23 protein-coding genes and 1 pseudogene are annotated in these 24,529 nt (G+C 56.9%); 15 read left to right on the top strand and 9 right to left on the bottom strand.

Going from position 1 to position 24,529, the window contains the following annotated elements; all coding sequences use genetic code 11:
• Positions 1 to 14 precede the first annotated feature (14 nt).
• A complete protein-coding gene (fepB, locus tag MUU51_RS19975; RefSeq protein ID WP_159774351.1) occupies positions 15 to 974 on the bottom strand; it encodes a Fe2+-enterobactin ABC transporter substrate-binding protein in 960 nt (319 codons plus the stop codon).
• Between the two features lie 175 nt (positions 975 to 1,149).
• Here fepB and entC point away from each other — a divergent pair, with 175 nt between their 5' ends.
• The 7 genes from entC (at position 1,150) to MUU51_RS19940 (ending at position 8,564) form a co-directional block, all read left to right on the top strand.
• On the top strand, positions 1,150 to 2,325 hold the full coding sequence (gene entC / locus MUU51_RS19970) for an isochorismate synthase EntC (RefSeq protein WP_258968435.1): 1,176 nt from the start codon (positions 1,150 to 1,152) through the stop codon (positions 2,323 to 2,325).
• 9 nt (positions 2,326 to 2,334) lie between these two features.
• The gene (gene entE / locus MUU51_RS19965; protein ID WP_258968434.1) at positions 2,335 to 3,945 is read left to right on the top strand and encodes a (2,3-dihydroxybenzoyl)adenylate synthase EntE; all 1,611 of its coding nucleotides are present in this window, start codon (positions 2,335 to 2,337) and stop codon (positions 3,943 to 3,945) included.
• A gap of 11 nt (positions 3,946 to 3,956) precedes the next feature.
• Positions 3,957 to 4,808, top strand: a complete 852-nt coding sequence (locus tag MUU51_RS19960; protein ID WP_258968433.1) for an isochorismatase — start codon at positions 3,957 to 3,959, stop codon at positions 4,806 to 4,808.
• Positions 4,808 to 5,563, top strand: coding sequence for a 2,3-dihydro-2,3-dihydroxybenzoate dehydrogenase EntA (gene entA, locus MUU51_RS19955; protein WP_258968432.1), 756 nt, complete (start codon positions 4,808 to 4,810; stop codon positions 5,561 to 5,563). The genes MUU51_RS19960 and entA overlap by 1 nt, the downstream gene beginning before the upstream one ends.
• On the top strand, positions 5,563 to 5,976 hold the full coding sequence (entH, locus tag MUU51_RS19950) for a proofreading thioesterase EntH (protein ID WP_159774341.1): 414 nt from the start codon (positions 5,563 to 5,565) through the stop codon (positions 5,974 to 5,976). Before entA ends, entH begins: the two co-directional genes overlap by 1 nt.
• Before the next feature lie 229 nt (positions 5,977 to 6,205).
• On the top strand, positions 6,206 to 8,311 hold the full coding sequence (cstA, locus tag MUU51_RS19945; RefSeq protein ID WP_258968431.1) for a pyruvate/proton symporter CstA: 2,106 nt from the start codon (positions 6,206 to 6,208) through the stop codon (positions 8,309 to 8,311).
• A gap of 55 nt (positions 8,312 to 8,366) precedes the next feature.
• Positions 8,367 to 8,564 carry a YbdD/YjiX family protein gene (locus tag MUU51_RS19940; protein WP_258968430.1) on the top strand — a complete coding sequence of 66 codons (198 nt, stop codon included), beginning with the start codon at positions 8,367 to 8,369 and terminating at the stop codon, positions 8,562 to 8,564.
• Between the two features lie 2 nt (positions 8,565 to 8,566).
• Here the strand turns inward: MUU51_RS19940 and MUU51_RS19935 are convergent, their stop codons facing one another.
• Positions 8,567 to 9,310: a 3-oxoacyl-ACP reductase family protein gene (locus MUU51_RS19935; protein WP_159774337.1), complete on the bottom strand. Its 744-nt coding sequence runs from the start codon at positions 9,308 to 9,310 to the stop codon at positions 8,567 to 8,569.
• A gap of 177 nt (positions 9,311 to 9,487) precedes the next feature.
• Here MUU51_RS19935 and MUU51_RS19930 point away from each other — a divergent pair, with 177 nt between their 5' ends.
• From MUU51_RS19930 to MUU51_RS19920, 3 genes are read left to right on the top strand one after another with little or no spacing between them, the layout of a single operon-like run.
• Positions 9,488 to 10,990: a sugar ABC transporter ATP-binding protein gene (locus tag MUU51_RS19930; RefSeq protein WP_159774440.1), complete on the top strand. Its 1,503-nt coding sequence runs from the start codon at positions 9,488 to 9,490 to the stop codon at positions 10,988 to 10,990.
• A complete protein-coding gene (locus MUU51_RS19925) occupies positions 10,987 to 11,985 on the top strand; it encodes an ABC transporter permease (RefSeq protein WP_159774335.1) in 999 nt (332 codons plus the stop codon). The genes MUU51_RS19930 and MUU51_RS19925 overlap by 4 nt, the downstream gene beginning before the upstream one ends.
• A 51-nt stretch (positions 11,986 to 12,036) precedes the next feature.
• Positions 12,037 to 13,104, top strand: coding sequence for a sugar ABC transporter substrate-binding protein (locus tag MUU51_RS19920; protein WP_258968429.1), 1,068 nt, complete (start codon positions 12,037 to 12,039; stop codon positions 13,102 to 13,104).
• Positions 13,105 to 13,164: 60 nt separating this feature from the next.
• Here MUU51_RS19920 and mtnK read toward each other — a convergent pair whose 3' ends face one another.
• Complete coding sequence (gene mtnK / locus MUU51_RS19915) at positions 13,165 to 14,364, bottom strand: S-methyl-5-thioribose kinase (RefSeq protein ID WP_159774330.1); 1,200 nt, start codon at positions 14,362 to 14,364, stop codon at positions 13,165 to 13,167.
• 119 nt (positions 14,365 to 14,483) lie between these two features.
• On the opposite strand from mtnK, the gene mtnA reads away from it, so the two are divergent.
• Both mtnA and MUU51_RS19905 read left to right on the top strand, forming a co-directional pair.
• The gene (mtnA, locus tag MUU51_RS19910) at positions 14,484 to 15,509 is read left to right on the top strand and encodes an S-methyl-5-thioribose-1-phosphate isomerase (protein ID WP_258968428.1); all 1,026 of its coding nucleotides are present in this window, start codon (positions 14,484 to 14,486) and stop codon (positions 15,507 to 15,509) included.
• 50 nt (positions 15,510 to 15,559) lie between these two features.
• Positions 15,560 to 15,804, top strand: a pseudogene (locus tag MUU51_RS19905) (helix-turn-helix transcriptional regulator).
• 41 nt (positions 15,805 to 15,845) lie between these two features.
• On the opposite strand, the gene MUU51_RS19900 reads toward MUU51_RS19905, so the two are convergent.
• Genes MUU51_RS19900 through MUU51_RS19890 form a run of 3 tightly spaced genes read right to left on the bottom strand, consistent with a single transcriptional unit; the run spans position 15,846 to position 17,685 of the window.
• Positions 15,846 to 16,388 carry a 1,2-dihydroxy-3-keto-5-methylthiopentene dioxygenase gene (locus MUU51_RS19900; RefSeq protein ID WP_258968427.1) on the bottom strand — a complete coding sequence of 181 codons (543 nt, stop codon included), beginning with the start codon at positions 16,386 to 16,388 and terminating at the stop codon, positions 15,846 to 15,848.
• Complete coding sequence (gene mtnC / locus MUU51_RS19895) at positions 16,385 to 17,074, bottom strand: acireductone synthase (RefSeq protein ID WP_159774324.1); 690 nt, start codon at positions 17,072 to 17,074, stop codon at positions 16,385 to 16,387. Before mtnC ends, MUU51_RS19900 begins: the two co-directional genes overlap by 4 nt.
• Positions 17,071 to 17,685 (bottom strand): methylthioribulose 1-phosphate dehydratase, encoded by a 615-nt coding sequence (locus tag MUU51_RS19890; RefSeq protein ID WP_258968426.1) that lies wholly within the window; start codon positions 17,683 to 17,685, stop codon positions 17,071 to 17,073. The genes mtnC and MUU51_RS19890 overlap by 4 nt, the downstream gene beginning before the upstream one ends.
• 121 nt (positions 17,686 to 17,806) lie before the next feature.
• On the opposite strand from MUU51_RS19890, the gene MUU51_RS19885 reads away from it, so the two are divergent.
• Positions 17,807 to 18,967, top strand: coding sequence for a pyridoxal phosphate-dependent aminotransferase (locus tag MUU51_RS19885; protein WP_258968425.1), 1,161 nt, complete (start codon positions 17,807 to 17,809; stop codon positions 18,965 to 18,967).
• Here the strand turns inward: MUU51_RS19885 and MUU51_RS19880 are convergent, their stop codons facing one another.
• The 3 genes from MUU51_RS19880 to dsbG form a co-directional block, all read right to left on the bottom strand.
• Positions 18,968 to 19,594 (bottom strand): IbrB-like domain-containing protein, encoded by a 627-nt coding sequence (locus MUU51_RS19880; protein ID WP_258968424.1) that lies wholly within the window; start codon positions 19,592 to 19,594, stop codon positions 18,968 to 18,970.
• A complete protein-coding gene (locus tag MUU51_RS19875) occupies positions 19,579 to 20,802 on the bottom strand; it encodes a phosphoadenosine phosphosulfate reductase (RefSeq protein WP_258968423.1) in 1,224 nt (407 codons plus the stop codon). The genes MUU51_RS19880 and MUU51_RS19875 overlap by 16 nt, the downstream gene beginning before the upstream one ends.
• A gap of 208 nt (positions 20,803 to 21,010) precedes the next feature.
• Positions 21,011 to 21,757, bottom strand: coding sequence for a thiol:disulfide interchange protein DsbG (dsbG, locus tag MUU51_RS19870; RefSeq protein ID WP_159774314.1), 747 nt, complete (start codon positions 21,755 to 21,757; stop codon positions 21,011 to 21,013).
• Between the two features lie 367 nt (positions 21,758 to 22,124).
• Here dsbG and ahpC point away from each other — a divergent pair, with 367 nt between their 5' ends.
• On the top strand, positions 22,125 to 22,688 hold the full coding sequence (gene ahpC, locus MUU51_RS19865) for an alkyl hydroperoxide reductase subunit C (RefSeq protein WP_159774312.1): 564 nt from the start codon (positions 22,125 to 22,127) through the stop codon (positions 22,686 to 22,688).
• A gap of 233 nt (positions 22,689 to 22,921) precedes the next feature.
• Positions 22,922 to 24,487, top strand: coding sequence for an alkyl hydroperoxide reductase subunit F (gene ahpF, locus MUU51_RS19860; protein ID WP_258968422.1), 1,566 nt, complete (start codon positions 22,922 to 22,924; stop codon positions 24,485 to 24,487).
• Positions 24,488 to 24,529 lie beyond the last annotated feature (42 nt).

Genomic DNA, 24,529 nt, shown 5'->3' with positions numbered 1-24,529 from the left:
ACCGGGCACGGTCATCAGCCAAACAACGTTTCCAGGCGCTGCAATACCCGCATCGCGCTGTAGTAATCGAGGCGGAACGTTTCGGTGCCGAGCGCATACACCCGTTTGTTTTGCACGGCGGAGAGGTGCGACAACAGCGGATTCGCTTCGATGGCGTCGGTATCTTTCTGATCCCCGGCAAACACGAACAGCGACTGGCCGTTCAGGCCTTCCGCCAGGTTTTCCCCTCCAAGCTGAATGATGTCATGACGTTTGCCCTGACTCTGGCTGGTGTGCAACCCGGCGGGCAGCGGCGCGAGGGTGAAGCCCAACTGTTCCAGCAATTTGCCCTGCGCGGATTCCGGCGTCCACAGATTGGCGCTGTGCGCGGCGGCGGTGTACACCAGTGCGCTGACCGGCTGCGGCGGCAGTTTCATCTGCTGTTTGAGCGTCGCGAGCTGCTTATCAAATTCCGCAATGCGTTGGCTGGCCTGTTTTTCCTGTCCGGTGATGCCGCCAAGCTGGGTCAGCAGGCTCTGCCAGCTCTGATCGTCATAGTTAATGATAAGCGTTGGGGCGATGGTCGACAGCTGGTCGTACAGCGCCAGCGCGGAATCACCGCCGGTGGCGCTGATCAGGATCAAATCTGGCATTTGTGCAGCAACGGCTTCTGCGTTTGGCTCACCAATGTACAGGCGGGCGAGCTGACGCTGTTTTGCCACGTCGCCCCATTGACGCAGAAAACCCTGCTCGTCGGCCACGCGGTTGTTCGGGGTGGTTGCCCCGCTGGCCACCACCGGCGCGTCAATCGCCAGCAGCGAGCCGGTGAGGGTCACGCTGGTGGAGACAATACGCAGCGGTTTGTGCTCCAGCGTGTGTGTGCCACGGCTGTCGGTGACCTGACGCGGCCAGTCGGCGGCGAGAGCTGAGGTTAATCCTAAAAGACAAAGCCCGGCGATCAGCAGGGTGTTACGGAAAAAAACGGGGGATTTCACGACGTCAAAGTCCTGTTTGGTTGATGTTAATGAATCTCATTTTCACTTTAGTGCGCCGCAGATGCAAGTCGGATGATGCGGCTGAAGTTGACAATGAGCGCGTTTACTCTTAGCTTACCGAACCAAAATATAAATGATAATTATTCGTAATATCTTTATCGTTTTGGAGGATGATATGGAAACGTCACTGGCCGAGGCCGGGCAGGAAGTCGCACCAACGCTGTCACCTGATAGCTTCTTTTTTATGTCACCGTACCGCAGTTTCACCGCCTCCGGCTGTTTTCGTCGTATCGAACAGCCCGTGGAAGGCGGTGAAGATCTGGCGGGCGAGTTCCAGCGCACCCTCGCCAGCGCCTTTGCTGACGCCAAAGCGGCCGGTATCGCCCGCCCGATTTTGGTTGGTGCCATTCCGTTTGATACCACTCAGCCTTCTGCGCTGTTTATTCCCCAGCACAGCGAGGCGTTTTCCCGCACCGCTAAGCAGCACTCTGCGCCGTACGCCGCCGGCATGAAACCGATGCAGGTCCAGGCGCGTCAGGAAATTCCTGAACAGGACCTGTTTATGGCGATGGTGGCGAGCGCTGCACAGCTGACTGCCACGCCGAAAGTCGACAAAGTGGTGCTGTCGCGTCTGATTGAACTGACCACCGACATTAATGTGGACACCGGTACGCTGCTGGAACGCCTGATTGCGCAGAACCCGGCGAGTTTCAACTTCCACGTGCCGCTGCCCGACGGCGGCGTGTTGCTGGGTGCCAGCCCGGAACTGCTGCTGCGCAAAGAGGGTTCGCATTTCAGCTCGCTGCCGCTGGCGGGCTCTGCCCGTCGTCAGCCGGATAACGTGCTGGACCGGGAAGCGGGCAACCGCCTGCTGGCCTCACAGAAAGATCGTCACGAGCACGATTTAGTGACGCAGGCGATGAAGAACGTCCTGACGCCGCGCAGTGAAATGCTGTCGTTGCCGTCCTCGCCGCAGCTCATCACCACCCCGACGTTGTGGCATCTGGCGACGCCGATTGAAGGCGAAGCGAAAGCGGATGAGAACGCGCTGTCACTGGCCTGTTTGCTGCACCCGACCCCGGCGCTGAGCGGCTTCCCGCATGACGTTGCCAAACAAGTGATCGCTGAACTGGAGCCATTCGAACGCGAGCTGTTCGGCGGCATCGTCGGCTGGTGTGATGCCGAAGGCAACGGCGAATGGGTGGTCACGATCCGCTGCGCGAAAGTGCACGCCAACCACATTCGCCTGTTTGCCGGCGCGGGCATTGTGCCTGCCTCTTCACCGCTCGGTGAATGGCGCGAAACCGGCGTCAAACTCACCACCATGCTGAACGTGTTTGGCCTCAATTAAGGATTGACGATGAGTGTTGCATTTACGCCGTGGCCGCCTGAGCTGGCGGCCCGCTACCGCGAGAAGGGTTACTGGCAGGATTTACCGCTGACCGATTTTCTGACGCGTCATGCAGACAGCGACAGCGTGGCGGTGATCGACGGCGATCGTCGTTTTAGCTATCGCGAACTCAACGTGCAGGTGGATAACCTCGCGTCGTCGTTGCAGCGTCAGGGGCTGAAAATGGGCGATACCGCGCTGGTGCAGCTGGGCAACGTGGCAGAGTTTTACGTCACCTTTTTCGCTTTACTGCGCATCGGCGTGGCGCCGGTGAATGCGCTGTTCAGCCATCAGCGCAGCGAACTGCAGGCTTATGCCGCGCAAATTGAACCGGCCATTTTGATTGCTGACCGCCAGCATGCGCTGTTTGCCGACGACGTGTTCCTCAACGCTTTCGTCGATGAGCACCGTTCCGTGCGCGCGGTTTTGCTGCGTAACGAAGACGGCGAACACAGCCTGGCGGCGGCGATAGCGCATCCGGCTGACAACTTCGTGGCCACGCCGACCGGCGCGGGCGAAGTGGCCTTCTTCCAGCTTTCCGGCGGCAGCACCGGGACACCGAAGCTTATCCCGCGCACCCACAACGACTACGCCTACAGCATTCGCCGCAGCAATGAGATTTGCGCCTTTGACCACAACACGCGCTACCTGTGTGCGCTGCCGGCGGCGCATAACTACGCCTTAAGTTCCCCCGGCGCACTCGGCGTGTTCCTCGCTCAGGGCTGCGTGGTCCTGGCGGCGGACCCAAGCGCCACGCTCTGTTTTCCGCTGATTGAACAGCATCAGATTACCGTCGCGGCACTGGTGCCTCCGGCGGTGAGCCTGTGGCTACAGGCGATTCACGAATGGAACAGTAACGCGCAATTGGCCTCGCTGACGCTGCTGCAAGTGGGCGGCGCGCGTTTGTCGGCCACGCTGGCGGCGCGGATCCCGGCGGAAATTGGCTGCCAGCTGCAGCAGGTATTTGGCATGGCGGAAGGGCTGGTGAACTACACCCGCCTCGACGATTCGCCGGAACGCATCATCCACACCCAGGGCTGCCCGATGTCCCCCGACGACGAAGTGTGGGTCGCCGATGCCGACGGGAACCCGTTGCCGCGCGGCGAAGTGGGGCGGCTGATGACCCGCGGGCCGTACACCTTCCGCGGCTATTACAAAAGCCCCGAGCACAACGACAGCGCCTTTGACGCCAACGGATTTTACGGCTCCGGCGATCTGATTTCTATCGATGAACACGGGTACATCACCGTGCAGGGCCGAGAGAAAGATCAGATCAACCGCGGGGGCGAAAAGATCGCCGCCGAAGAGGTCGAAAACCTGCTGCTACGCCACGACGAGGTGATTCATGCGGCGCTGGTCAGCATGGAAGACAGCCTGCTCGGCGAAAAAAGCTGTGCGTATCTGGTCACCAAAACGTCGTTACGGGCGGTGGCGGTGCGCCGCTTCCTGCGTGAACAGGGCGTCGCAGAATTCAAACTGCCGGACCGGGTGGAGTGCGTAGATGCATTGCCGCTAACGCCGGTCGGGAAAGTCGATAAAAAACAATTACGTCAGTGGATTGCAAACCGCACCCTGGCCTGAAGGAGAAGAGTATGGCAATTCCAAAACTGCAGGCCTACGCACTGCCCACCGCCGCTGATATTCCGGCCAACAAAGTGGACTGGGCGTTTGAACCTGCCCGCGCGGCGCTGCTGATCCATGATATGCAGGAGTATTTCCTCAATTTCTGGGGTGAAAACAGCGCGATGATGGAAACCGTGGTGGCGAACATTAAAGCCCTGCGCGATTTCGCCAAAAAGCACAACATTCCGGTCTACTACACCGCCCAGCCGAAAGAGCAGAGCGACGAAGACCGTGCGCTGCTGAACGACATGTGGGGGCCGGGTTTGACCCGCTCGCCGGAGCAGCAGCGCGTGATTGCTGCACTCGCCCCGGATGAAGCCGACACCGTGCTGGTGAAATGGCGCTACAGCGCGTTCCACCGTTCGCCGCTGGAAGAAATGCTAAAAGAGAGCGGGCGTAATCAGCTGATTATCACTGGCGTTTATGCGCACATCGGCTGCATGACTACCGCCACCGATGCGTTTATGCGCGACATCAAACCGTTTTTCGTTGCTGATGCGCTGGCGGATTTCAGTCGCGAAGAGCATCTGATGTCGCTGAAATACGTCGCGGGCCGTTCTGGTCGCGTGGTGATGACCGAAGAACTGCTGCCGCTGCCTGCGTCAAAAGCGGCGCTGCGGGCTGTCATTCTGCCGCTGCTGGATGAGTCCGATGAGCCGCTGGATGATGAAAACCTGATTGATTACGGTCTGGATTCGGTGCGGATGATGGCCCTGGCGGCGCGCTGGCGCAAAATTCACGGTGATATCGATTTTGTGATGCTGGCGAAAAACCCAACCATTGATGGATGGTGGGCGCTCCTGTCCCGCGAGGTTAAGTGATGGCCGGATTTGATTTCCACGGCAAAACCGTCTGGGTAACCGGCGCGGGAAAAGGCATTGGTTACGCCACCGCGCTGGCGTTTGTTGAGGCTGGCGCAGAGGTTACCGGGTTTGATCTGGCCTTTGACCAGGCCGACTATCCGTTCACTACGGTGAAAATGGACGTGGCATACTCGCAGCAGGTTCTGCTGGTCTGTGCACCGCTGCTGCATGATTTGGCGCGTCTTGACGTGCTGGTGAATGCCGCCGGGATTTTGCGCATGGGGGCCACGGATACCCTGAGCCTGGCCGACTGGCAGCAGACATTTGCGGTTAATGTTGGCGGTGCATTCAACCTGTTCCAGCAGACGATGGCGAAATTTCGCCAGCAGCAGGGCGGGGCGATTGTTACCGTGGCGTCGGATGCCGCACACACGCCGCGCATCGGCATGAGCGCGTACGGCGCGTCGAAAGCGGCGTTGAAAAGCCTCGCACTGACCGTCGGACTGGAGCTTTCGGCCAGCGGTGTGCGCTGTAATCTGGTTTCACCAGGTTCGACTGACACCGATATGCAGCGCACGCTGTGGGTCAGTGATGACGCAGAGCAGCAACGTATTCGCGGCTTCGGAGAGCAGTTTAAGCTCGGCATTCCGCTGGGCAAAATTGCGCGCCCGCAGGAAATTGCCAGCACCATTTTGTTCCTCGCCTCGGATAGCGCCAGCCACATTACGTTGCAGGATATCGTGGTGGACGGCGGCTCGACGCTGGGGGCGTGATGATCTGGATTCGACATTTATCGCTTGAAGAACTGAACGCCACCAGTGCGGCGACGATGGTAGGGCACCTGGGTATCGTGTATACCCGGCTCGGCGACGACACGCTGGAGGCCGACATGCCAGTGGATGCGCGGACGCATCAGCCGTTTGGCCTGCTGCACGGCGGCGCATCGGCCGCGCTGGCGGAAACGTTGGGGTCGATGGCGGGTTATCTGATGACCCGCGAAGGCCAGTGCGTCGTGGGTACCGAGCTGAACGCCACCCATCACCGGGCGGTGTCACAGGGGAAAGTGCGCGGAGTCTGCCAGCCGCTGCACCTCGGTAAGCAGACCCAAAGCTGGGAGATTGTGGTGTTCGACGAGCAAGGGCGGCGCTGCTGCACGTGTCGGCTGAGTACGATGGTGCTGGGGTAGTTTGCGCCTCTGCGGGCTGATGCCCTCTCCCTGAGAGAGGGCAGGGGAGAGGGGGAAACCACTCGCTACCGCCAAAACCCCGCCAGCCACCAGACAGTGATCCGCTTAACAATGTCATGTAAATCCCCCGCCACATCTCCCTTTTCCTCGGTTATCAGGTTGTTAAATCCGGAAGGGGTGTTATAGATACAAAATGTAACATCTTCCCCTTCACTGATGGAATTTGACCATGAATAACCCAGGGAAATACCTGATATGGGCCATTCTCTCGATCGTGGGCGCCTTTGCCCTTGGCTATATTGCGCTCAACCGTGGTGAACAGATAAATGCGTTATGGATTGTCGTGGCGGCAGTCTGTGTTTATCTCATCGCCTACCGTTTTTACGGCCTGTATATCGCCAAAAAAGTGCTGGCGGTGGACCCGACGCGCATGACGCCTGCGGTGCGCCATAACGACGGTCTTGACTATGTGCCGACCGATAAAAAAGTGCTGTTCGGTCACCATTTTGCGGCGATTGCCGGCGCGGGGCCGTTGGTCGGCCCGGTGCTGGCGGCGCAAATGGGCTATCTGCCGGGGATGATTTGGATCCTGGCGGGAGTGGTGCTGGCCGGGGCGGTGCAGGACTTTATGGTGCTGTTTGTCTCCACCCGCCGCGACGGACGTTCGCTCGGCGAGCTGGTGAAAGAGGAAATGGGCGCCACTGCGGGCGTTATCGCGCTGATTGCCACCTTTATGATTATGGTCATCATCCTCGCGGTGCTGGCGATGATCGTGGTGAAAGCGCTGACCCATAGTCCGTGGGGAACGTATACCGTGGCCTTCACCATTCCGCTGGCGCTTTTCATGGGGATCTACATTCGCTATCTGCGCCCCGGGCGTATTGGTGAAGTGTCGGTGATTGGTCTGGTGATGCTGGTGTTCGCCATTATTTCGGGTGGCTGGGTGGCGGAAAGCGCGACCTGGGCGCCGTGGTTTGATTTCACCGGCGTGCAACTGACGTGGATGCTGGTGGGCTATGGCTTTGTGGCGGCGGTGCTGCCGGTGTGGCTGTTGCTGGCGCCACGCGATTATCTCTCTACTTTCCTGAAAATCGGTACCATCGTTGGGCTGGCTGTCGGCATTCTGATCCTGCGCCCAACCCTGACGATGCCCGCGTTGACCAAATTCGTTGACGGTACGGGCCCGGTCTGGACCGGCAGCTTGTTCCCGTTCCTGTTCATCACCATCGCCTGTGGGGCGGTATCTGGCTTCCACGCGCTGATTGCTTCCGGGACTACGCCAAAGATGCTGGCCAACGAAGGCCAGGCTTGCTTTATTGGTTACGGCGGCATGTTGATGGAATCCTTTGTGGCAATCATGGCGCTGGTGGCGGCGTGTGTTATCGATCCGGGCGTCTATTTCGCGATGAACAGTCCGATGGCGGTACTGGCTCCGGCCGGAACCACGGACGTAGTGGCCTCTGCCGCGCAGGTGGTCAGTAGCTGGGGCTTTGTGGTCACGCCGGATACGCTCACGCAGATTGCAAAAGAAGTCGGTGAACAGTCGATTATTTCCCGCGCGGGTGGGGCGCCGACGCTGGCGGTCGGCATGGCGTACATCCTGCATGGCTCGCTCGGCGGGCTGATGGACGTTTCCTTCTGGTATCACTTCGCGATCCTGTTTGAAGCGCTGTTTATTCTGACTGCCGTGGATGCCGGGACCCGTGCGGCGCGCTTCATGTTGCAGGATTTGTTGGGCGTTATCAGCCCAAACCTGAAACGCACCGATTCGTTGCCCGCGAATCTGCTGGCAACGGCGCTATGCGTGCTGGCGTGGGGCTATTTCCTCCATCAGGGCGTGGTTGATCCGTTGGGCGGCATCAACACCCTGTGGCCACTGTTTGGCATCGCCAACCAGATGCTGGCGGGTATGGCGCTGATGCTCTGCGCAGTGGTGCTGTTCAAAATGAAACGTCAGCGTTACGCCTGGGTGGCGCTGGTGCCAACGGCGTGGCTGCTGATTTGTACCCTGGCGGCAGGCTGGCAGAAATCCTTTAGTCCCGATACCAAAGTCGGCTTCCTCGCTATCGCCAACAAGTTCCAGGCGATGATCGACAGCGGCAAGATCCCGGCGCAGTACACCGAGTCTCAGTTGTCGCAGCTGGTGTTCAATAATCGGCTCGATGCCGGGCTGACTATCTTCTTTATGGTGGTGGTCGTGGTGCTGGCGCTCTATTCAGTGAAAACCGCGCTGGCCGCACTGAAGGAAGATAAACCGACGGCGAAAGAGACGCCGTATGAACCCATGCCGGAAAACGTTGGGCAGATTGTTGCTCAGGCGAAAAATGCACATTAATGTGGTGTGACCCTCTCCCGGTAACGGGAGAGGGAAATCTCACTCTGGAGCAGGTATGTTCGACACACTCTCAAAAGCCGGGAAATACCTCGGTCAGGCGGCCAAAATGATGATTGGCGTACCTGACTACGACAACTACGTGGCGCATGTACGCCTGACCCATCCGGATCTGACGCCCATGACCTACGAAGAGTTTTTCCGTGAACGCCAGGATGCACGCTACGGCGGGAAAGGCGGGGCGAAGTGCTGTTAGCGTCAGGCGTTCAGACCACCATCGACGTCCAGGCCGGTGCCGGTGATTTGCCCGGCGGCGGGGCTGACGAGGAACGTAACGGCGGCGGCGATATCTTCCGGTTTACCGTAATGGCCAATCGCAATTTGCTGGCGCTGGCCCTCCGCCTGTTCGCCGTCGGCCGGGTTCATGTCACTGTCGGTCGGACCGGGATGCACCAGATTGACAGTGATGCCTTTCGGGCCTAAATCACGGGCCAGCCCACGGGTGAACGAGTTCAGCGCCGATTTGCTCATCGAATAGACCGAGATGCCGCCAAATGGCACGCGGTTCGCCAGACAGCTGCCGATATTAATGATTCGTCCACCCTGACCAAGATGGGCCAGCGCGGCCTGGGTCGCAATCACGACGCCACGAATATTCACTCCAATCACTGCATCAATATCTTCCAGTGACATCGATTCCAGCGGGCCGTCGCGGGCGATCCCTGCGTTGTTGACCAGAATATCCAGCCCGCCGAGGGTTTCCGCTGACTCATTAACCGCCTGCACGATAGCTTGTGCATCGCTGCTGTCTGCCTGAATGGCGTGGCCTTTGCGGCCCAGGGCGCGGATTTCTTCCGCCACCGCCTGCGCCTTATCAGCTGATTTTTCGTACGTAATCACCACGTCAGCGCCAGCGTTCGCCAGTGAAAGCGCAATAGCACGCCCAAGCCCGCGGCTGGCACCGGTCACCAGCGCGCGTTTACCTGTCAGAGAGATATGCATAGTTGCCTCAGATGTTGAGATGAGTCTTCGGATGTGAACCCTCATTAGGTATAGCGCTCGCTCAGCCCAGCGACCAGATTAATATCGCTGTTGCTCATTTGTTATTGATCTGTGTATTATCGTTAGCCTGAAATATGTCTAGGTGTCTGGATGGCTAATTATAGGGGTATGCAGCGAATGGTAGATAATCGCCTCGAGATGCGCGACATCAGCCTGGCCTTTTCCGGTTTTAAGGCCCTGACGCAGGTGACCTTTACCCTCACCGGCGGGTCGGTGCATGCCCTGACGGGCGCCAACGGCGCAGGCAAATCGACGCTGATGGCGGTGCTGTGCGGTACTTACGATCACTATGACGGCGAGATTTTTCTCGACAATCAGTCGGTGAATATTCGTTCGCCACGCGATGCCAAAAAAGCAGGTATTCATCTGGTGCAGCAGGAAGTGGACGTGGCGCTGGTGCCGGGCCTGTCGGTGGCAGAGAACATTATGCTCGACCATCTGGCCGGGCCGGGATACCGCTTCAGCTGGCGGCAGGTGCGTCAGCAGGCGAAAGCAGCGCTGGCGCAGCTCGACGTGCAACTCGATGTGAAGCGCCCCATCGACAGCTGTTCGCTGGCAGAGAAACAGCAAATTTTGCTGGCGCGTGCGTTGTCGCATCACTGCCGTTTTCTGATCCTCGACGAGCCGACCGCCCCACTCGACAGTCACGAAAGCGAACGTCTGTTTACGGTGGTCAGACGCCTGCAACAGCAGGGCATTGGCGTGGTGTTTATCTCTCACCGCATTCACGAATTAAAAGCCATTTGCGACACCCTGACGGTGCTGCGCGACGGGCGCTTAATCGAAAGCGGGCCGATGGCGGCGCTGAGCGGTGAGCAAATTGTGGAAAAAATGCTCGGCCACGAGCTGACCGATATTTTCCCCCCGGCGCGCCCGGCTTACAGCGACGACGTGGTGTTGCAGGTCGACGGACTGCATGACGAACATCTGCTACAGGACATCTCTCTGCGGCTGCGCAAAGGCGAAATTCTGGGCATCGCCGGGTTGGCGGGGGCCGGGAAAACCGAATTGTGCAAGGCGCTGTTTGGTGCCAGTAAAAGCCGCGTCGAGCGTGCCGAATTGAACGGGCAACCGTGGCGGCCGCGTGACCCGGCGGATTCAGTGCTGCGTGGACTGGCGCTGGTGCCGGAAGAACGGCGCAAAGAGGGCATTTTCATCGATGAGTCTATTGGCATGAATCTGGCAGTGGGCGCGGATAACAGCTTTTCCCGCTGGAGCCTGTTCGGCCATCGAAAAGCCTGGCGCTGGGCGGAAGAGGTTATCGCCCGCGTTGGCATTCGTACCACCGGCCCGGGGCAGACGCTGCGCAGGCTGTCGGGCGGTAATCAGCAAAAAGTGGCGATTGGCAAATGGCTGCGGGGCAACGCCAACGTGCTGATTTTTGACGAGCCGACCAAAGGTGTAGACGTCAAAGCCAAAACCGACTTGTTCAACCTGATTGACGGCCTGGCCCGCGAAGGCAAAGGGGTGATTTACGCCTCCGGCGAATTTGCGGAGCTGGTCGGTTTATGCGACCGGATCTGCGTGTTGTGGGACGGCAAGATTGTGGCAGAAGTGGCGGGCGCTGAGGCCCGCGAAGAAACCCTACTTTATTACTCCACCGGAGGAGCGGCGTCGTGAGCAAGGCCCTGACAGTTAAATCGGCGGCATCGGGCCGTCAGCAGTTTTTCGATTTTCTCTATAAGTGGGGCATGTTGCTGACCGTGGTGGCGCTGGTGGCCATTTTCGGCCTCGCGTCGGACAATTTCCTCGATCCGTTTAACATCATCAACATTCTGCGATCGATTGCCATCGTGACGGTGATTGCCGTTGGCGTGTCGATATCCCTCACCGTCGGCGGCTTTGATTTGTCCGTCGGTTCGACCGCGTCGCTGGCAAATGCGCTGGTGATTTCGCTGTTCGTCTGGCACGGCTTTGGCACTACCGAAGCGATTGTGGTCACGCTACTGCTGTGCACGCTGGTGGGGCTGTTTAACGCCTTTTTGATTGTCATTTTGCGCATACCCGACATGCTCGCAACGCTCGCTAGCCTGTTCGTGGTGCAGGGCGTGGCGGCGACCTACAGCTTCGGCGGTTCGATAACTGAAAACATGGTGCTGCCGAGCGGCGATATGGCGGAAGGCACGATCCCGGCGGCGTTTGGCCTGCTCGGCCAGGTGCCGACGATCGTGATTATCATGCTGGTGGTCACGGTGGTGGCACAGCTGGTGCTGTCGCTGACCACCCACGGGCGTCGGATGTATGCGATTGGCGGCAACCCGGAAGCGGCGCGCCTGTCGGGGCTTCGCACCACGCGCTATAAAGTGGCGGCCTACGTGATTGCTTCGTTGCTCGCCGGACTGGGCGGTATTCTGCTGGCATCGCGCATCGGCTCGTCGCAGGTGAATGCGGGCAGTGGCTACCTGATGGACGCGGTCGCGGCGGCGTGGATTGGCTTCTCTCTGGCAGGCTCCGGTAAACCTAACGCGCTCGGTACGCTGGTGGGGGCGGTGATTCTCGGCGTGCTGTCGAACGGGCTGGTCATGCTGTCGGTGCCGTATTACGCGATGGACATCATCAAAGGTCTGGTGCTGGCTGGTGCGCTGGCTCTGACCTATTTCCAGCGACGGACATAACCATTCGTACATAACAAAAATTCAGACATAACAACAATCAGGGTAAACACAATGAAAAAAATCACGCTGTCACTTATCGCGCTCGGGTTGCTCAATTCCGTCGCCGCCTATGCCGAAACGCCAACGCCGGTTCCGGCGGCGATCGCCAACCACAGCGGCCCAATCCGCATCGCGATTGTGCGTAATCTCGGTTCAGACGACAACACCACACAGTTCGTCTCCGGTGCCATTCAGGAAGGAAAAAAGCTTGGCTTCAAAGTCAGCACTTTTCTGAGCAACGGCGACGACGCCAAATTCCAGGACTTCGTCAACCAGGCCATCAGCCAGAAATATGACGGGATCATCCTGTCGCAGGGCCGCGACCCGTACTCCACCGAACTGGTGAAAAAAGCGGTCGATGCAGGCATCAAAGTGGCGGTGTTCGATACTGCAGTGAACGGCGAGATCCCGGGCGTGACCGTCACTCAGCAGGATGACGCCTCGCTGACCGATCTCTCTTTCGGCCAACTGGTGAAAGATTTCAACGGCAAAGCCAACATCATCAAGTTGTGGGTAGCCGGATTCCCGCCGATGGAACGCCGCCAGGCACAGTACCAGACGCTGCTGAAGCAGAATCCAGGCATTCACGAACTGGAGTCTATCGGCGCGGTCTCTTCTGATGTGCAGGGTGACACCGCCAATAAAGTCGGCGCGGTGCTGGCGAAGTATCCGAAAGGCAAAATCGACGCCATCTGGGGCACCTGGGATGCGTTCAGCCAGGGCGCGTATAAGGCGCTGAAAGAGAACGGTCGCACTGAAATTAAACTCTACAGCATCGACGTCTCTAACCAGGATTTACAGCTGATGCGGGAAGCGAACAGTCCGTGGAAAGTGAGCGTGGCGGTGGATCCGAAATTGATTGGTGCCACCAACGTACGCCTGATTGCCAATAAAATCGCTGGAGAACCAACGCCTGCGACCTATGATTTCAAAGCGGCGGCGATTCCTCAGGCGCTGCTGGCGGCGCAGCCGGGTGCGGTGAACGTAGCAAGCCTGGGCAAAATCGTTCCGGGCTGGGGGCAGACCGAAGATTTCGTCGCACCGTGGTTTGCCACGCTGGAAGCGAAAAATAAGCAGTAAATTGTGGGGAAACCCTCGCCCGAAAAGGGCGAGGGAAGGGTCCGGCGCAGGGGGGAATAATTAACTGTACTGCCGAACCCGCGCAATCAGTTCGTCGACACTGTCAATTCTGTCCGCCAGTACAATCAGCGCGCGCCCCAGTGAAATCGCGTGACGTAAACACGCATGGCGCATGGCATCGTCTTTGATGGTCTCGATATCCGCCACGTGAGACAACCCGACGCTGCGGCGAATCAGCTCGGTGCCGCAAAAGCCCACAGCGTCGTGCCACACCTTTTTCAGAAACTCGCTCGCATAGCCCGGGTAAGCCAGCGCGGCATCCTGCGTTTTTTCCGTCGCCAGCGCCTGGAAATGTTCGGCAAAAGTGTTCCACAGTTCCTGAATATCCGCCAGACGTTGCTCGCGCCCGGCAGCGGCATCACGAATGCCTGAGTGGCCCGGCAATCCGCAGTAGTTCAGCAGTAGGTTGCCTACCGCCGTGCCAATGTCAAACCCGATCGGGCCGAAGTAGCCAAACTCCGCGTCGATGGCTTTCAAACTGCCTTCGGCGACAAAAATTGAACCGCTGTGAATATCGCCGTGCAGCAGTGCTTCCGCCTGTGAGAAGAAGCGGTGCTTGAGTGATGCCACCGCCAGTTTCAGCTGCGCATCGTCACGCAGAGCGGCCACGTCGGCTTCAATCTCTGCCGGATAATTATTGCGCTCGTGCGCCTGATACGGGTCGTTGAAAAACAGGTCTTCCGTAATCTCGCACATTTCCGGGTTGATGAAATTCGCCACCTGGGCCTTTTTGTGATGCGGATGCAGATAAAAATCACTGGTGTGGAACAACGTTTGCGCCAGGTAATGCCCCAGCTGCTGCGCCGCCTGCGGGTAATACGCGCCCTGAATCAGTTCGCCGCGCCAGATGCGGTGGTTGGATAAATCTTCCATCACCATCACCGCCAGTTCGGCGTCGAAATGGTGGATTTTCACCGTGTGTTCCGGCGCGTGCTGATAATGCTCGACCAGCGTTTGCGCTTCGAGGCGCGCGCGATCCAGCGTCAATGGCCAGGATTCGCCCACACAGCGTACGTAGGGTAGCGCCTGTTTGACGATCACGCGGCTCACGCCGTGGGTGTCGAAGATTTTAAACACCAGGTTGAGATTGCCGTCGCCGACCTCCTGCGCTGAAACCAGCTCGGACGGGTCGTCGAGGCCGCCAAATTGTTGCGCATAAGCCACGGCATCGTGGGCTGTGAAGGTATGGTATTGCGACATTGCCTCGATCCTCATGTTCTCGTGATGAGATAGCCAGAAATAAAGCCATTCAGACGTCTATACATCTGGAATTCATCCTGACACAATGTGATACAACAACGCAACAGGGATTTAACGATATGCAGACATTACAGACCACCAGCCTGTGGGTGCGCGACAATCAGCTGTTTATTCTGGATCAGCAGGCGCTGCCGCAGGCGTCACGCTGGCTGGACGCCAACAGCGTCGAGGCGCTGGTCGGCCATATTCATGCTTTGCGGGTGCGCGGTGCGCCGTTGATTGGCCTTTCCGCCAGCCTGCTGCTGGCGCTGCTGGCTGAGCGCGGCCTGAATCGCGATGCGCTGCTCAATGCGCTGGAAACGCTGCGGGCGTCGCGCCCGACGGCGGTCAACCTGATGAACAATCTCGAGCGAATGAAGCTTGCGCTGGCGCAAGAAAACTTCGTTCCGGCGCTGGTGGCCGAAGCCCTGCGACTGATTGATGAAGACAAGCAGCTTTGCGAGCGCATCGCCATGTCGGGCAGCCAACTGGTAAAACCTGGCAGCCGTCTGCTGACGCACTGTAACACCGGCGGGTTGGCGACGGCGGGCGTGGGTACGGCGCTGGGCGTGATTAATTTTGCCCATCAGCAGGGCAAAGTCGCTAACGTCTGGGTCGATGAAACGCGTCCGCTGTTGCAGGGGGGACGACTCACCGCGTGGGAATTGGGCGAACTGGGCGTGCCGTATCAGCTGATTACCGATTCGATGGCGGCAAGCCTGATGGCGAAGGGGCAGGTCGATGCCGTTTGGGTGGGCGCGGATCGCATTGCTGCCAACGGCGACGTGGCGAATAAAATCGGCACCTATTCGCTGGCGGTACTGGCGAAATTCCACGATATTCCATTCTACGTTGCTGCTCCGCAGACCACGCTTGATCCGAACTGTCCGAACGGTGAGGCCATCCCGATTGAGCAGCGTGCTGCGGCGGAAGTCACTGGGGTGGCAGGCAGTTTCGGCGATGTGCAGTGGGCGCCCGAAAATGCCCGCGTATATAACCCGGCGTTCGACGTCACTCCCGCCGCGTTAATCAGCGGTTGGGTGCTGGACATCGGCGTGGTGACCCCGACAGAAGTGGCGGCGGGGAAATTTGCAAAGGGCGTGTGAATACAATGAGAGGATATTCGATTTCAGGATAATTGAACGGAATCGAACTTATGGCCTCGGTCCACTCAGATGAATATCAGCGTGTCATCAATGCGCTAAAGAAAGCTCGAAAGGAAATGGGGTTAGGCAGGCACAACTTGCCGAAGCGCTGGGCAAGCCTCAGTCGTTTATCGCGAAAGTTGAAAACGGTGAGCGGCGGCTGGACGTAGTGGAGTTTGTACGTCTGGCGCGGTTGGTTGGGTTGGAGACAGAGGCAATAGTGCGTGCGTTAGCGTTGGGGAAAAGTATTGTCTGATGCCCCTCTCCGGGGGAGAGGGGCAAAATGAAAGACAGACCTTAAGCCAGCGTCGGATACCCGGTCGCAATTTCACTCCCGGTGAACTGCGCAATCCAGCCTTCCGGGTTATCGAAAATGCGGATAGCCGTGAAGTTCGGCTCAGAGCTCATATCAAACCAGTGCGGCGTGCCCGCTGGCACCGAAATTAAATCGTTTTTCTCACACAGCACCTGATACACCTCATCGCCGATGTGCAGGCAGAACAGCCCCGCGCCTTCGACAAAGAAGCGCACTTCGTCTTCGCCGTGCGTATGTTCGTTGAGGAATTTCGCCCGTAGCGCGTCTTTCTGCGGGTTATCGGCGCGCAGGCTAATCACATCCCAGCTCTGATAGCCTTTTTCCTCAACCAGTTTTTCGATGGCGTGCTGATACGCGTTAATCACCGTCTCCGGCGTTGGGTTTAGGCCCAGATCCCGGTCGGCTTCCCAGCGCTCAAAACGCACGTCTTTAGCGTTCAACTGCTGCTGAATGGCATGGCCATCGGTGCTGTGCCAGGTTGGCTCGCTGGCGTTTTTATCAGAGAAAATAGTCAGGGCGCTCATGAGGGGATCTGCTCCGGATGAATGTCGTCGAAACGGGAAACCTGATGATGGTGACTGGCGGTGTCGCCGTCGCCACGAATTAACTGCACGGTACGGAAACCGGCCTGTCCGGCGGCGTCCAGCTCCTGGTGAATATCGGAGAGGAACAGGATTTGCCCGGCCGGCTGCCCAATCTGCTTCGCAATATTCTGGTAAGACTGCACTTCGCGTTTGGCGCCGACGTGAGTGTCAAAATAACCGCTGAACAGATGAGTAATATCACCTTCGTCGCTGTAGCCAAATAACAGTTTTTGCGCCGCCACGGAGCCGGAGGAATAAACATACAGATCAATGTCCTGCGATTTCCATTTTTCGAGCGTCGGCAGTACGTCCGGGTAGAGATGGCCGGTAAAGTCGCCATTCACATAACCGTCGCGCCAGATGAGCCCTTGCAACGCTTTCAGAGCGGTTGATTTGCGGTCTTCATCCATAAACGCGAATAATGTTTGCGTCAATTCTTCCGCACGGGCTTCGGGCTGCGCGATTTCGGCACGCAGTGTGTCGAGAGCTGACTTCACCGGTTCGACGAACTGCTGCGTGCTGATAAACGCCGCCAGACGCTCGCGCGCATAGGGAAACAGCACGTCATGGACGAAGCGAATATCGCTGGTGGTGCCTTCAATGTCGGTCACAATGGCGCGGATCATGGTTTCTCCAGTTGGCGTAGGCGCAGTTCGCACTCAAATAAAAATTCCAGCCCTTCGAGGTGACGGCGCGCTTCTGCGACGTCGCGTCCCCAGCAGGTCAGGCCGTGGCCACGTAGCAGAAAGCCGTAGCTGAGCGGGCGCTCTGTGGCGTAATGTTCGATACGGCGGGCGAGGGCGTCAATATCCTGGTCGTTATCAAACACCGGGATAGCCACGCCGTCGAGGTGGCTGCTTTGGCCGCGCAGGGATTTTTGCATTTCATAGCCGCGAAGCACCAGCTCGGCAGATTTTTCGACCCGTGACAGCACCGTCGCATTCACGGTGTGAACGTGTAGCACCGCTCCGGCTTCCGGGAAAAGACGATAAATCAGGGTATGAAGCCCGGTTTCGGCAGACGGTTTACGCCCGGACGGCGCCTGATTAGTGGCGATATCCACCTGTAAAAAATCGTCGCCAGTGAGGCTGCCTTTATCTTTGCCGGACTCGCTCAACCAGCACCGGTCAGCATCTTCGCGCACGGACATGTTTCCGCCGGTGGCGGGAGCCCAGCCTTTGGCGCCTATCCAGCGACAGGCGTCGACGAGGGCATCGAGTTGCAGGTTTTCAGTCATCTTGCCGTTCTCCGGGCCGGTGAGTTCGTTGTTGTTTAGACGTCTAAGCGTCTTGATTGCCAAATACTAACATCGTGTTATAGTGTCAGCAACAACCGCATTACATTCGGGTAAAACGATAATGAGCCATAACCGACTGATTCCGCAGAGTAAACTCCCTAATTTGGGCACAACGATCTTTACGCAGATGAGCGCCCTGGCACACGAATATCAGGCGATTAACCTGTCGCAGGGGTTCCCTGATTTCGACGGACCGCGCTATTTGCAGGAGCGTCTGGCATTCCATGTGGCTCAGGGGGCGAATCAGTATGCGCCGATGACTGGCGTACCGGCACTGCGTGAGGCGATTGCGGCGAAAACGGCGGAGCTTTACGGGTATACGCCGGATGCCAATACCGACATCACCGTCACCGCCGGGGCGACCGAAGCGCTGTATGCAGCGATCACCGCACTGGTGCGTGAAGGTGATGAAGTTATCTGCTTTGACCCGAGCTACGACAGCTATGCGCCTGCAGTGGAGCTGTCCGGCGGCATTCTCAAGCGTATTGCCCTGCAGCCGCCGCATTTTCGCGTGGACTGGCAGGCGTTTGCCGAACTGCTGAGCGACAAAACCCGGCTGGTTATTCTTAACACGCCGCATAATCCGTCGGCCACCGTCTGGCTGAAAAGTGATTTTGAGGCGCTGTGGCAGGCGATTGCCGATCATGAAATCTACGTGCTGAGCGACGAAGTGTACGAGCACATCTGTTTTGCCGCCGAAGGACACGCCAGCGTGTTGGCGCATCCGCAGCTGCGCGAGCGCTCTGTGGCGGTGTCGTCATTCGGTAAAACCTTTCACATGACCGGCTGGAAAGTCGGGTACTGTGTGGCCCCGGCGGAAATTAGCGCCGAGCTGCGCAAAGTGCATCAGTATCTGACGTTTGCGGTGAATACCCCGGCACAGCTGGCGCTGGCGGATATGCTGCGTAACGCGCCGGAACATTACCGCGAACTGCCGGATTTCTATCGTGCACGTCGCGATCTGTTTATTGAAGCGCTCGGCAACAGTCGCCTCGAAATTTTGCCCTGTGAAGGTACCTATTTCCTGCTGGCGGATTACAGTGCCATTTCCAGCCTCGACGACGTGAGTTTCTGTCAGTGGCTGACCACAGAAGTGGGCGTGGCGGCGATCCCGTTGTCGGTATTCTGCGCCGATCCTTTTCCACACAAGCTTATCCGACTGTGCTTCGCTAAACAGGAATCGACGCTGCTGGCCGCCGCTGAAAGGCTGTGCAAACTCTGACTATTTTACCGTCCACGCTTCGGAAAATTGGCGGTCGCTGAACATATCCAGCAGACCGTTAATTTGCCGTAAGCGCAGAACTTCATCGGCATCCATCCCAAGTTCCACCCCCATTTTTTCATCCGTCCAGCCAAGTTGGGTGAGCTCTCGTACAATTTCTGCCATGGCGTTGATTTGATGGCGGCCGCGTGCCCGGTTGTGACGGATGGTCGATGCCATGCGAGCGGGTTCATCCTCGATTTCTGAATGCAGGATGCTGACGGGCACATACTCTTTCAGCCGCTTTTTGAGTACGGATTTTGATTTCGCCAGCTGATGTCGGTGAAAACCATCCACAATTTCGTACAGATTGTTATGGGGGCCATGCACCACAATCGGCTGAGTAAATCCGTCAGTTTCCAGCGATTTCAGCAGCAGCCGCTTTTCAGGCGGGGCGACATTGTTGGGGTTGTAATCGTTCGGCGCGATGTTCTCCTGTTTTATCCATAATACGCAGTCCACGGGCTCATCGCGGAACGGACTTTCCCGGTGCAGCGCTCGACGGAAATTATTAATAGCCTCAATACGTTCTTTTTCCGGTAGCGTGGTCAGCCAGTCGGTCATCTGTTCAATCATTTGCTGTTGCATAAAATTCCCCATTCCTGACGTTTAGTCGCGATGCGCTGGTTGTAGCGCTGATAGTGTTTCGCCTTCGTTGGGCTGAACGACAGCATTCGGCACCAGTAATCGTTGTTCAGTAGCACCTTGCAGATCCGTCGCCAGGAAGGGGTATCCTTCGCCGCAATATCCTTCGGCTGGGTATCGGGGATGACGTCCATCCCGTGTTTTTTGTACCATTGAAGGTACACGGCAATTTTATTGCGGTAGTGATTTGCGGTTGAGGGGGGCATGGTTTCGAGCAAAAAGAGGGCGTAGGTTTCCCAGCTGTAACCTTCGGGTTTTTCCATCTTTCGGTGACCATAGAATTGATTGTCGTGACCGGCGTAAATCCCGCCGCAGTTGACGCCTCCGACGCGCTTGCACATGGCGGCCCAGCTCTCTGGTTCGAGGACGTGATAGCGCCACAATCCCTGGCGCTGTTCGGGCCCAAACGGTTCGCAAATACGCATATAGCGCAGCGGGACGCCGGCCTGATACATCAGGTTGTACAACGGGTTATAGTGCAGCGCGGTGCGTGAAAACCATGTCCAGATGTCGGCTGTTTTCCAGTCGTAGAGGGGGTAGACGTACCAGGTGTGGCCGCCCCGAGCCATACTGGTCCAGGGTTTGTCATCGGCAAACCGCAGTTTATCCTTTGCGGCTACGGCTAAAAAGCGGGTGTAGGATTCATCAGCACGGATCCCGATACTGACTGCTGCGGGACGATTCTGAGCGAACCACCCGGCAAAATGACTGACAAATTCTTCGAACGTCATGCCCGGTTGGTAAAACGGGAAAAACGCCGGATCCGTTATTGCATCGGCTGGCGGCTGGCGCACCCACGGCGTATCGGGTTCCCAACAACACCACTGCGGTGTGAATTGGGTTAAGGCATTTGGGGTCGTCAACGGCAATGCGACCCAATAAAAAGTGTCGATGACATCGGCATATTCCGCCCGCATGTCTTCACAATGTTGAATTGTGCTGCTGAACTGCGCCTCCCAATCAATAAATAAAACGCTGAACCTTTTATTCTGTTTTCTGGCTATTAGTCCGGCCAAGTGGAGCATAACCGTTGAGTCTTTTCCACCGGAAAATGAGATGCAAACGCGCTCAAAATTATTGAGCATCCAGTTTATTCTGTCGGTTGCTGCGGTTAAGACGTTTTGCTGAAGAGGAAGTTTATAAATTGACATTCAATTGCCTTTTCTTTTGTCCTTTTATAAATACAACATATATAAAATAAGCATTTTAGTAAATTACATTCTGCAATTTTAAATATATACTGGATGTATAATGATTTGTTAATCATGCATTTTATGAATATTAAAATGGGCAGGAAAATAAATGTGTGTAGGGAGTTAAATAAGGTAAGGCAATTAATATATCGCCTTACCCACTCACTTATTTTTCGCCCATCATCGCTTTCAGATTTTCAGCATCAGGTAGGCCGACTACCTGCTGGAGCGTATTGTCCTCGTTGAGATAATAAATTGCTGGCGTGGCGTTGGCGCCTAATTCATCCATGATTTTCTGGTTATCGTTTAATATTTGCATCTGCGCCGGTGCGACCGACGCTGGCACGTCGAGCTTCAGTTTTCCGCCGGATTGTTCGTAATCATGCCACGTTTTCGCAGGATCCTTGCTGGTCATGATTGCGGCGGCCGTCGCCGGGCTTTCTGGTTTGATAACGCCCACCATCAGCGTACGTAACTGCACTTTGCCGGACTCAATCCACGGACGCGCCTGTTGCCAGAACTGTTTGCAGTACGGGCAGAACGGATCGGCGAAGACATAAATCACGCGTGGTGCCGATTCTTTACCGTCGAGGATCCAGCTCGCTTTTTCCATTTTCTGCCACAGTTCGCGGCCCGCCGGGGCGTAAATATCCTTCTGAATCAACTGTTCGCTGAGGTTAGTGCCTTTGTCGTCATACATGTAACCCGAAATGGCGTGCTTGCCGTCCGGCGTGACATAGATGGTCACGCCCATGTCCTGATATTTACCGAGATAGCCTTTCATGCCGCCCGGTGCGTCGAAAGATTTGATTATCGTAATCCCTTGTTTCTCTATCGCTTTTACCGGCGCGGGTAGCTCTTCAGCTGTCGCCAGAAAAGGGGCCAAAGTGAGCAGCAGGGCGAGTTTACGCATAGTAAATCCTTGTAAAATAAGTGGATGATATCCAATGAATGGTAGAGCCTATCACAACCATAGATAAGACCCCGGCGTGGTGCAATTGCTCTTACATAAGGTGAATGGTCTAATCCTTCCCGCTATTACGACCTTTAACAAGGTTTTGTAGAGCGCAACGCACAGCCAGCTTGCTGGCACTGAATCCCCCAGGGGCTTTCAGGTAACGGGGCCGCCTGAAAAGGTGGCCTTTTTACGTTCAGGGTTCATTAAAATCGTTGTGGCAGTTTGTTAGCTAACGCTTATTGATTTGATAAAGGAAACGCATTGGCCCGTTGAGTCAAAGTTAGTTACCTTACTTCCCAACGACAACACGGAGGAAGTACAGATGTCCTTAATTAACACCAAAATCAAACCTTTCAAAAACCAGGCTTTCAAAAACGGCGAATTCGTAGAAGTCACTGAGAAAGACACCGAAGGTCGCTGGAGTGTGTTCTTCTTCTATCCGGCTGACTTTACCTTCGTTTGCCCGACCGAACTGGGCGACGTGGCCGACCATTACGAAGAATTCCAGAAACTGGGTGTAGATATTTACTCCGTGTCTACTGACACCCACTTCACCCATAAAGCGTGGCACAGCAGCTCCGACACCATCGCCAAAATCAAATACGCGATGATCGGCGACCCAACTGGCGCCCTGACCCGTAACTTTGAAAACATGCGTGAAGACGAAGGCCTGGCTGACCGTGGTACCTTCATCGTTGACCCGCAGGGCATCATTCAGGCCATTGAAGTTACTGCTGAAGGCATCGGTCGTGACGCATCTGACCTGCTGCGCAAAGTGAAAGCGGCACAGTACGTAGCCTCCCACCCAGGCGAAGTGTGCCCGGCGAAATGGAAAGAAGGTGACGCGACGCTGGCTCCATCCCTGGACCTGGTCGGCAAAATCTAATTTTTCTTCGGTTTTTGCTCCATAGCTGCGTTGGCTTCACTCTCGCACCCCGGTCACTTACTTATGTAAGCTCCCGGGGACTTAAGAGTTCGCCGCCTTACTCTGAAGCAAAATCCTTTGAAAAATGGTCATTAAGCGGGGGCAGTTATGCACCCGTTTTAATCCAAACACCATGATGCAAGCTGCCCGCACAAGGCCGCTCGCATGATGATGTTTTATGAGAGGGAAGAACAATGCTCGACACAAACATGAAAACCCAGCTCAAGGCCTACCTTGAGAAACTGACGAAACCTGTTGAGCTGATTGCCACGCTGGATGACAGCGCTAAATCGGCAGAAATCAAGGAACTGCTGGCGGAAATCGCCGAACTCTCCCCGAAGGTAACCTTCAAAGAAGATAACAGCCTGCCGGTGCGCAAGCCTTCATTCCTGATTACCAATCCGGGATCCACTCACGGGCCGCGCTTTGCAGGCTCTCCGCTGGGTCATGAATTTACTTCGCTGGTGCTGGCACTGCTGTGGACCGGCGGCCATCCGTCAAAAGAAGCGCAGGCGCTGCTGGAGCAAATCCGTGATTTGGACGGCGATTTCGAATTCGAAACCTATTACTCGCTCTCTTGCCACAACTGCCCGGACGTGGTGCAGGCGCTAAACCTGATGGCGGTGCTGAACCCACGTATCAAGCACACCGCGATTGACGGTGGCGTGTTCCAGAATGAAATTATCGATCGCAACGTGATGGGCGTTCCGGCGGTGTTTGTGAACGGTCAGGAATTTGGTCATGGTCGCATGACGCTGGCAGAGATCGTGGCAAAAGTGGACACCGGCGCGGAGAAACGTGCGGCGGAAGAACTCAACAAACGTGATGTTTACGATGTACTGATCGTCGGCTCCGGCCCGGCGGGTGCGGCGGCGGCGGTTTACTCTGCCCGTAAAGGCATCCGCACTGGCTTGATGGGCGAACGCTTTGGCGGCCAGGTGCTCGATACCGTCGACATCGAAAACTACATCTCAGTGCCGAAAACTGAAGGTCAGAAACTGGCAGGCGCGCTTAAGCAGCACGTTTCCGATTATGACGTGGACGTTATCGATTCCCAGAGTGCCAGCAAACTGACGCCTGCGGCGACGGAAGGCGGTCTCCATCAGGTTGAAACAGCGTCTGGCGCGGTGCTGAAAGCGCGCAGCGTTATCATTGCCACTGGCGCGAAATGGCGCAACATGAACGTCCCGGGCGAAGATCAATATCGCACCAAAGGCGTGACCTACTGCCCGCACTGCGACGGCCCGCTGTTCAAAGGCAAACGCGTGGCGGTGATCGGCGGCGGTAACTCCGGTGTGGAAGCGGCTATCGATCTGGCGGGTATTGTTGAACACGTTACGCTGCTGGAATTTGCCCCAGAGATGAAAGCCGACCAGGTGCTACAGGATAAAGTGCGCAGCCTGAAAAACGTCGACATCATTCTGAACGCGCAAACGACCGAAGTGAAAGGCGACGGCACCCGTGTGGTTGGGCTGGAGTATCGCGATCGCGTCAGCGGCGACACACATCAGATCCCACTGTCCGGCATCTTTGTGCAGATTGGTCTGCTGCCAAACACGACCTGGCTGGAAGGCGCGATTGAGCGCAATCGCATGGGCGAAATCATCATTGATGCCAAATGCGAAACCAGCGTGAAGGGCGTGTTTGCGGCGGGCGACTGCACTACTGTGCCGTACAAACAAATTATTATCGCGACCGGCGAAGGCGCTAAAGCTTCTCTGAGTTCGTTTGATTACCTGATACGCACCAAAACGGCGTAATACAAAAAAGTAAGACCACACCTGCAATGTAAAGAGGCTACC

The sequence above is a fragment of the Scandinavium manionii genome (genome assembly GCF_024764775.1).
GTDB classification, from domain to species: Bacteria; Pseudomonadota; Gammaproteobacteria; order Enterobacterales; family Enterobacteriaceae; genus Scandinavium; species Scandinavium manionii.
This window is presented reverse-complemented; position numbering and strand designations above follow the sequence as displayed.

Excerpts from the sequence above, each read along its gene's own strand:
- entC (WP_258968435.1), top strand. The coding sequence starts at position 1,150 with ATGGAAACGTCACTGGCCGAGGCCGGGCAGGAAGTCGCACCAACGCTG.
- entE (WP_258968434.1), top strand. The coding sequence starts at position 2,335 with ATGAGTGTTGCATTTACGCCGTGGCCGCCTGAGCTGGCGGCCCGCTAC.
- MUU51_RS19960 (WP_258968433.1), top strand. The coding sequence starts at position 3,957 with ATGGCAATTCCAAAACTGCAGGCCTACGCACTGCCCACCGCCGCTGAT.
- entA (WP_258968432.1), top strand. The coding sequence starts at position 4,808 with ATGGCCGGATTTGATTTCCACGGCAAAACCGTCTGGGTAACCGGCGCG.
- entH (WP_159774341.1), top strand. The coding sequence starts at position 5,563 with ATGATCTGGATTCGACATTTATCGCTTGAAGAACTGAACGCCACCAGT.
- cstA (WP_258968431.1), top strand. The coding sequence starts at position 6,206 with ATGAATAACCCAGGGAAATACCTGATATGGGCCATTCTCTCGATCGTG.
- MUU51_RS19940 (WP_258968430.1), top strand. The coding sequence starts at position 8,367 with ATGTTCGACACACTCTCAAAAGCCGGGAAATACCTCGGTCAGGCGGCC.
- MUU51_RS19935 (WP_159774337.1), bottom strand. The coding sequence starts at position 9,310 with ATGCATATCTCTCTGACAGGTAAACGCGCGCTGGTGACCGGTGCCAGC.
- MUU51_RS19930 (WP_159774440.1), top strand. The coding sequence starts at position 9,488 with ATGGTAGATAATCGCCTCGAGATGCGCGACATCAGCCTGGCCTTTTCC.
- MUU51_RS19920 (WP_258968429.1), top strand. The coding sequence starts at position 12,037 with ATGAAAAAAATCACGCTGTCACTTATCGCGCTCGGGTTGCTCAATTCC.
- mtnK (WP_159774330.1), bottom strand. The coding sequence starts at position 14,364 with ATGTCGCAATACCATACCTTCACAGCCCACGATGCCGTGGCTTATGCG.
- mtnA (WP_258968428.1), top strand. The coding sequence starts at position 14,484 with ATGCAGACATTACAGACCACCAGCCTGTGGGTGCGCGACAATCAGCTG.
- MUU51_RS19900 (WP_258968427.1), bottom strand. The coding sequence starts at position 16,388 with ATGAGCGCCCTGACTATTTTCTCTGATAAAAACGCCAGCGAGCCAACC.
- mtnC (WP_159774324.1), bottom strand. The coding sequence starts at position 17,074 with ATGATCCGCGCCATTGTGACCGACATTGAAGGCACCACCAGCGATATT.
- MUU51_RS19890 (WP_258968426.1), bottom strand. The coding sequence starts at position 17,685 with ATGACTGAAAACCTGCAACTCGATGCCCTCGTCGACGCCTGTCGCTGG.
- MUU51_RS19885 (WP_258968425.1), top strand. The coding sequence starts at position 17,807 with ATGAGCCATAACCGACTGATTCCGCAGAGTAAACTCCCTAATTTGGGC.
- MUU51_RS19880 (WP_258968424.1), bottom strand. The coding sequence starts at position 19,594 with ATGCAACAGCAAATGATTGAACAGATGACCGACTGGCTGACCACGCTA.
- MUU51_RS19875 (WP_258968423.1), bottom strand. The coding sequence starts at position 20,802 with ATGTCAATTTATAAACTTCCTCTTCAGCAAAACGTCTTAACCGCAGCA.
- dsbG (WP_159774314.1), bottom strand. The coding sequence starts at position 21,757 with ATGCGTAAACTCGCCCTGCTGCTCACTTTGGCCCCTTTTCTGGCGACA.
- ahpC (WP_159774312.1), top strand. The coding sequence starts at position 22,125 with ATGTCCTTAATTAACACCAAAATCAAACCTTTCAAAAACCAGGCTTTC.
- ahpF (WP_258968422.1), top strand. The coding sequence starts at position 22,922 with ATGCTCGACACAAACATGAAAACCCAGCTCAAGGCCTACCTTGAGAAA.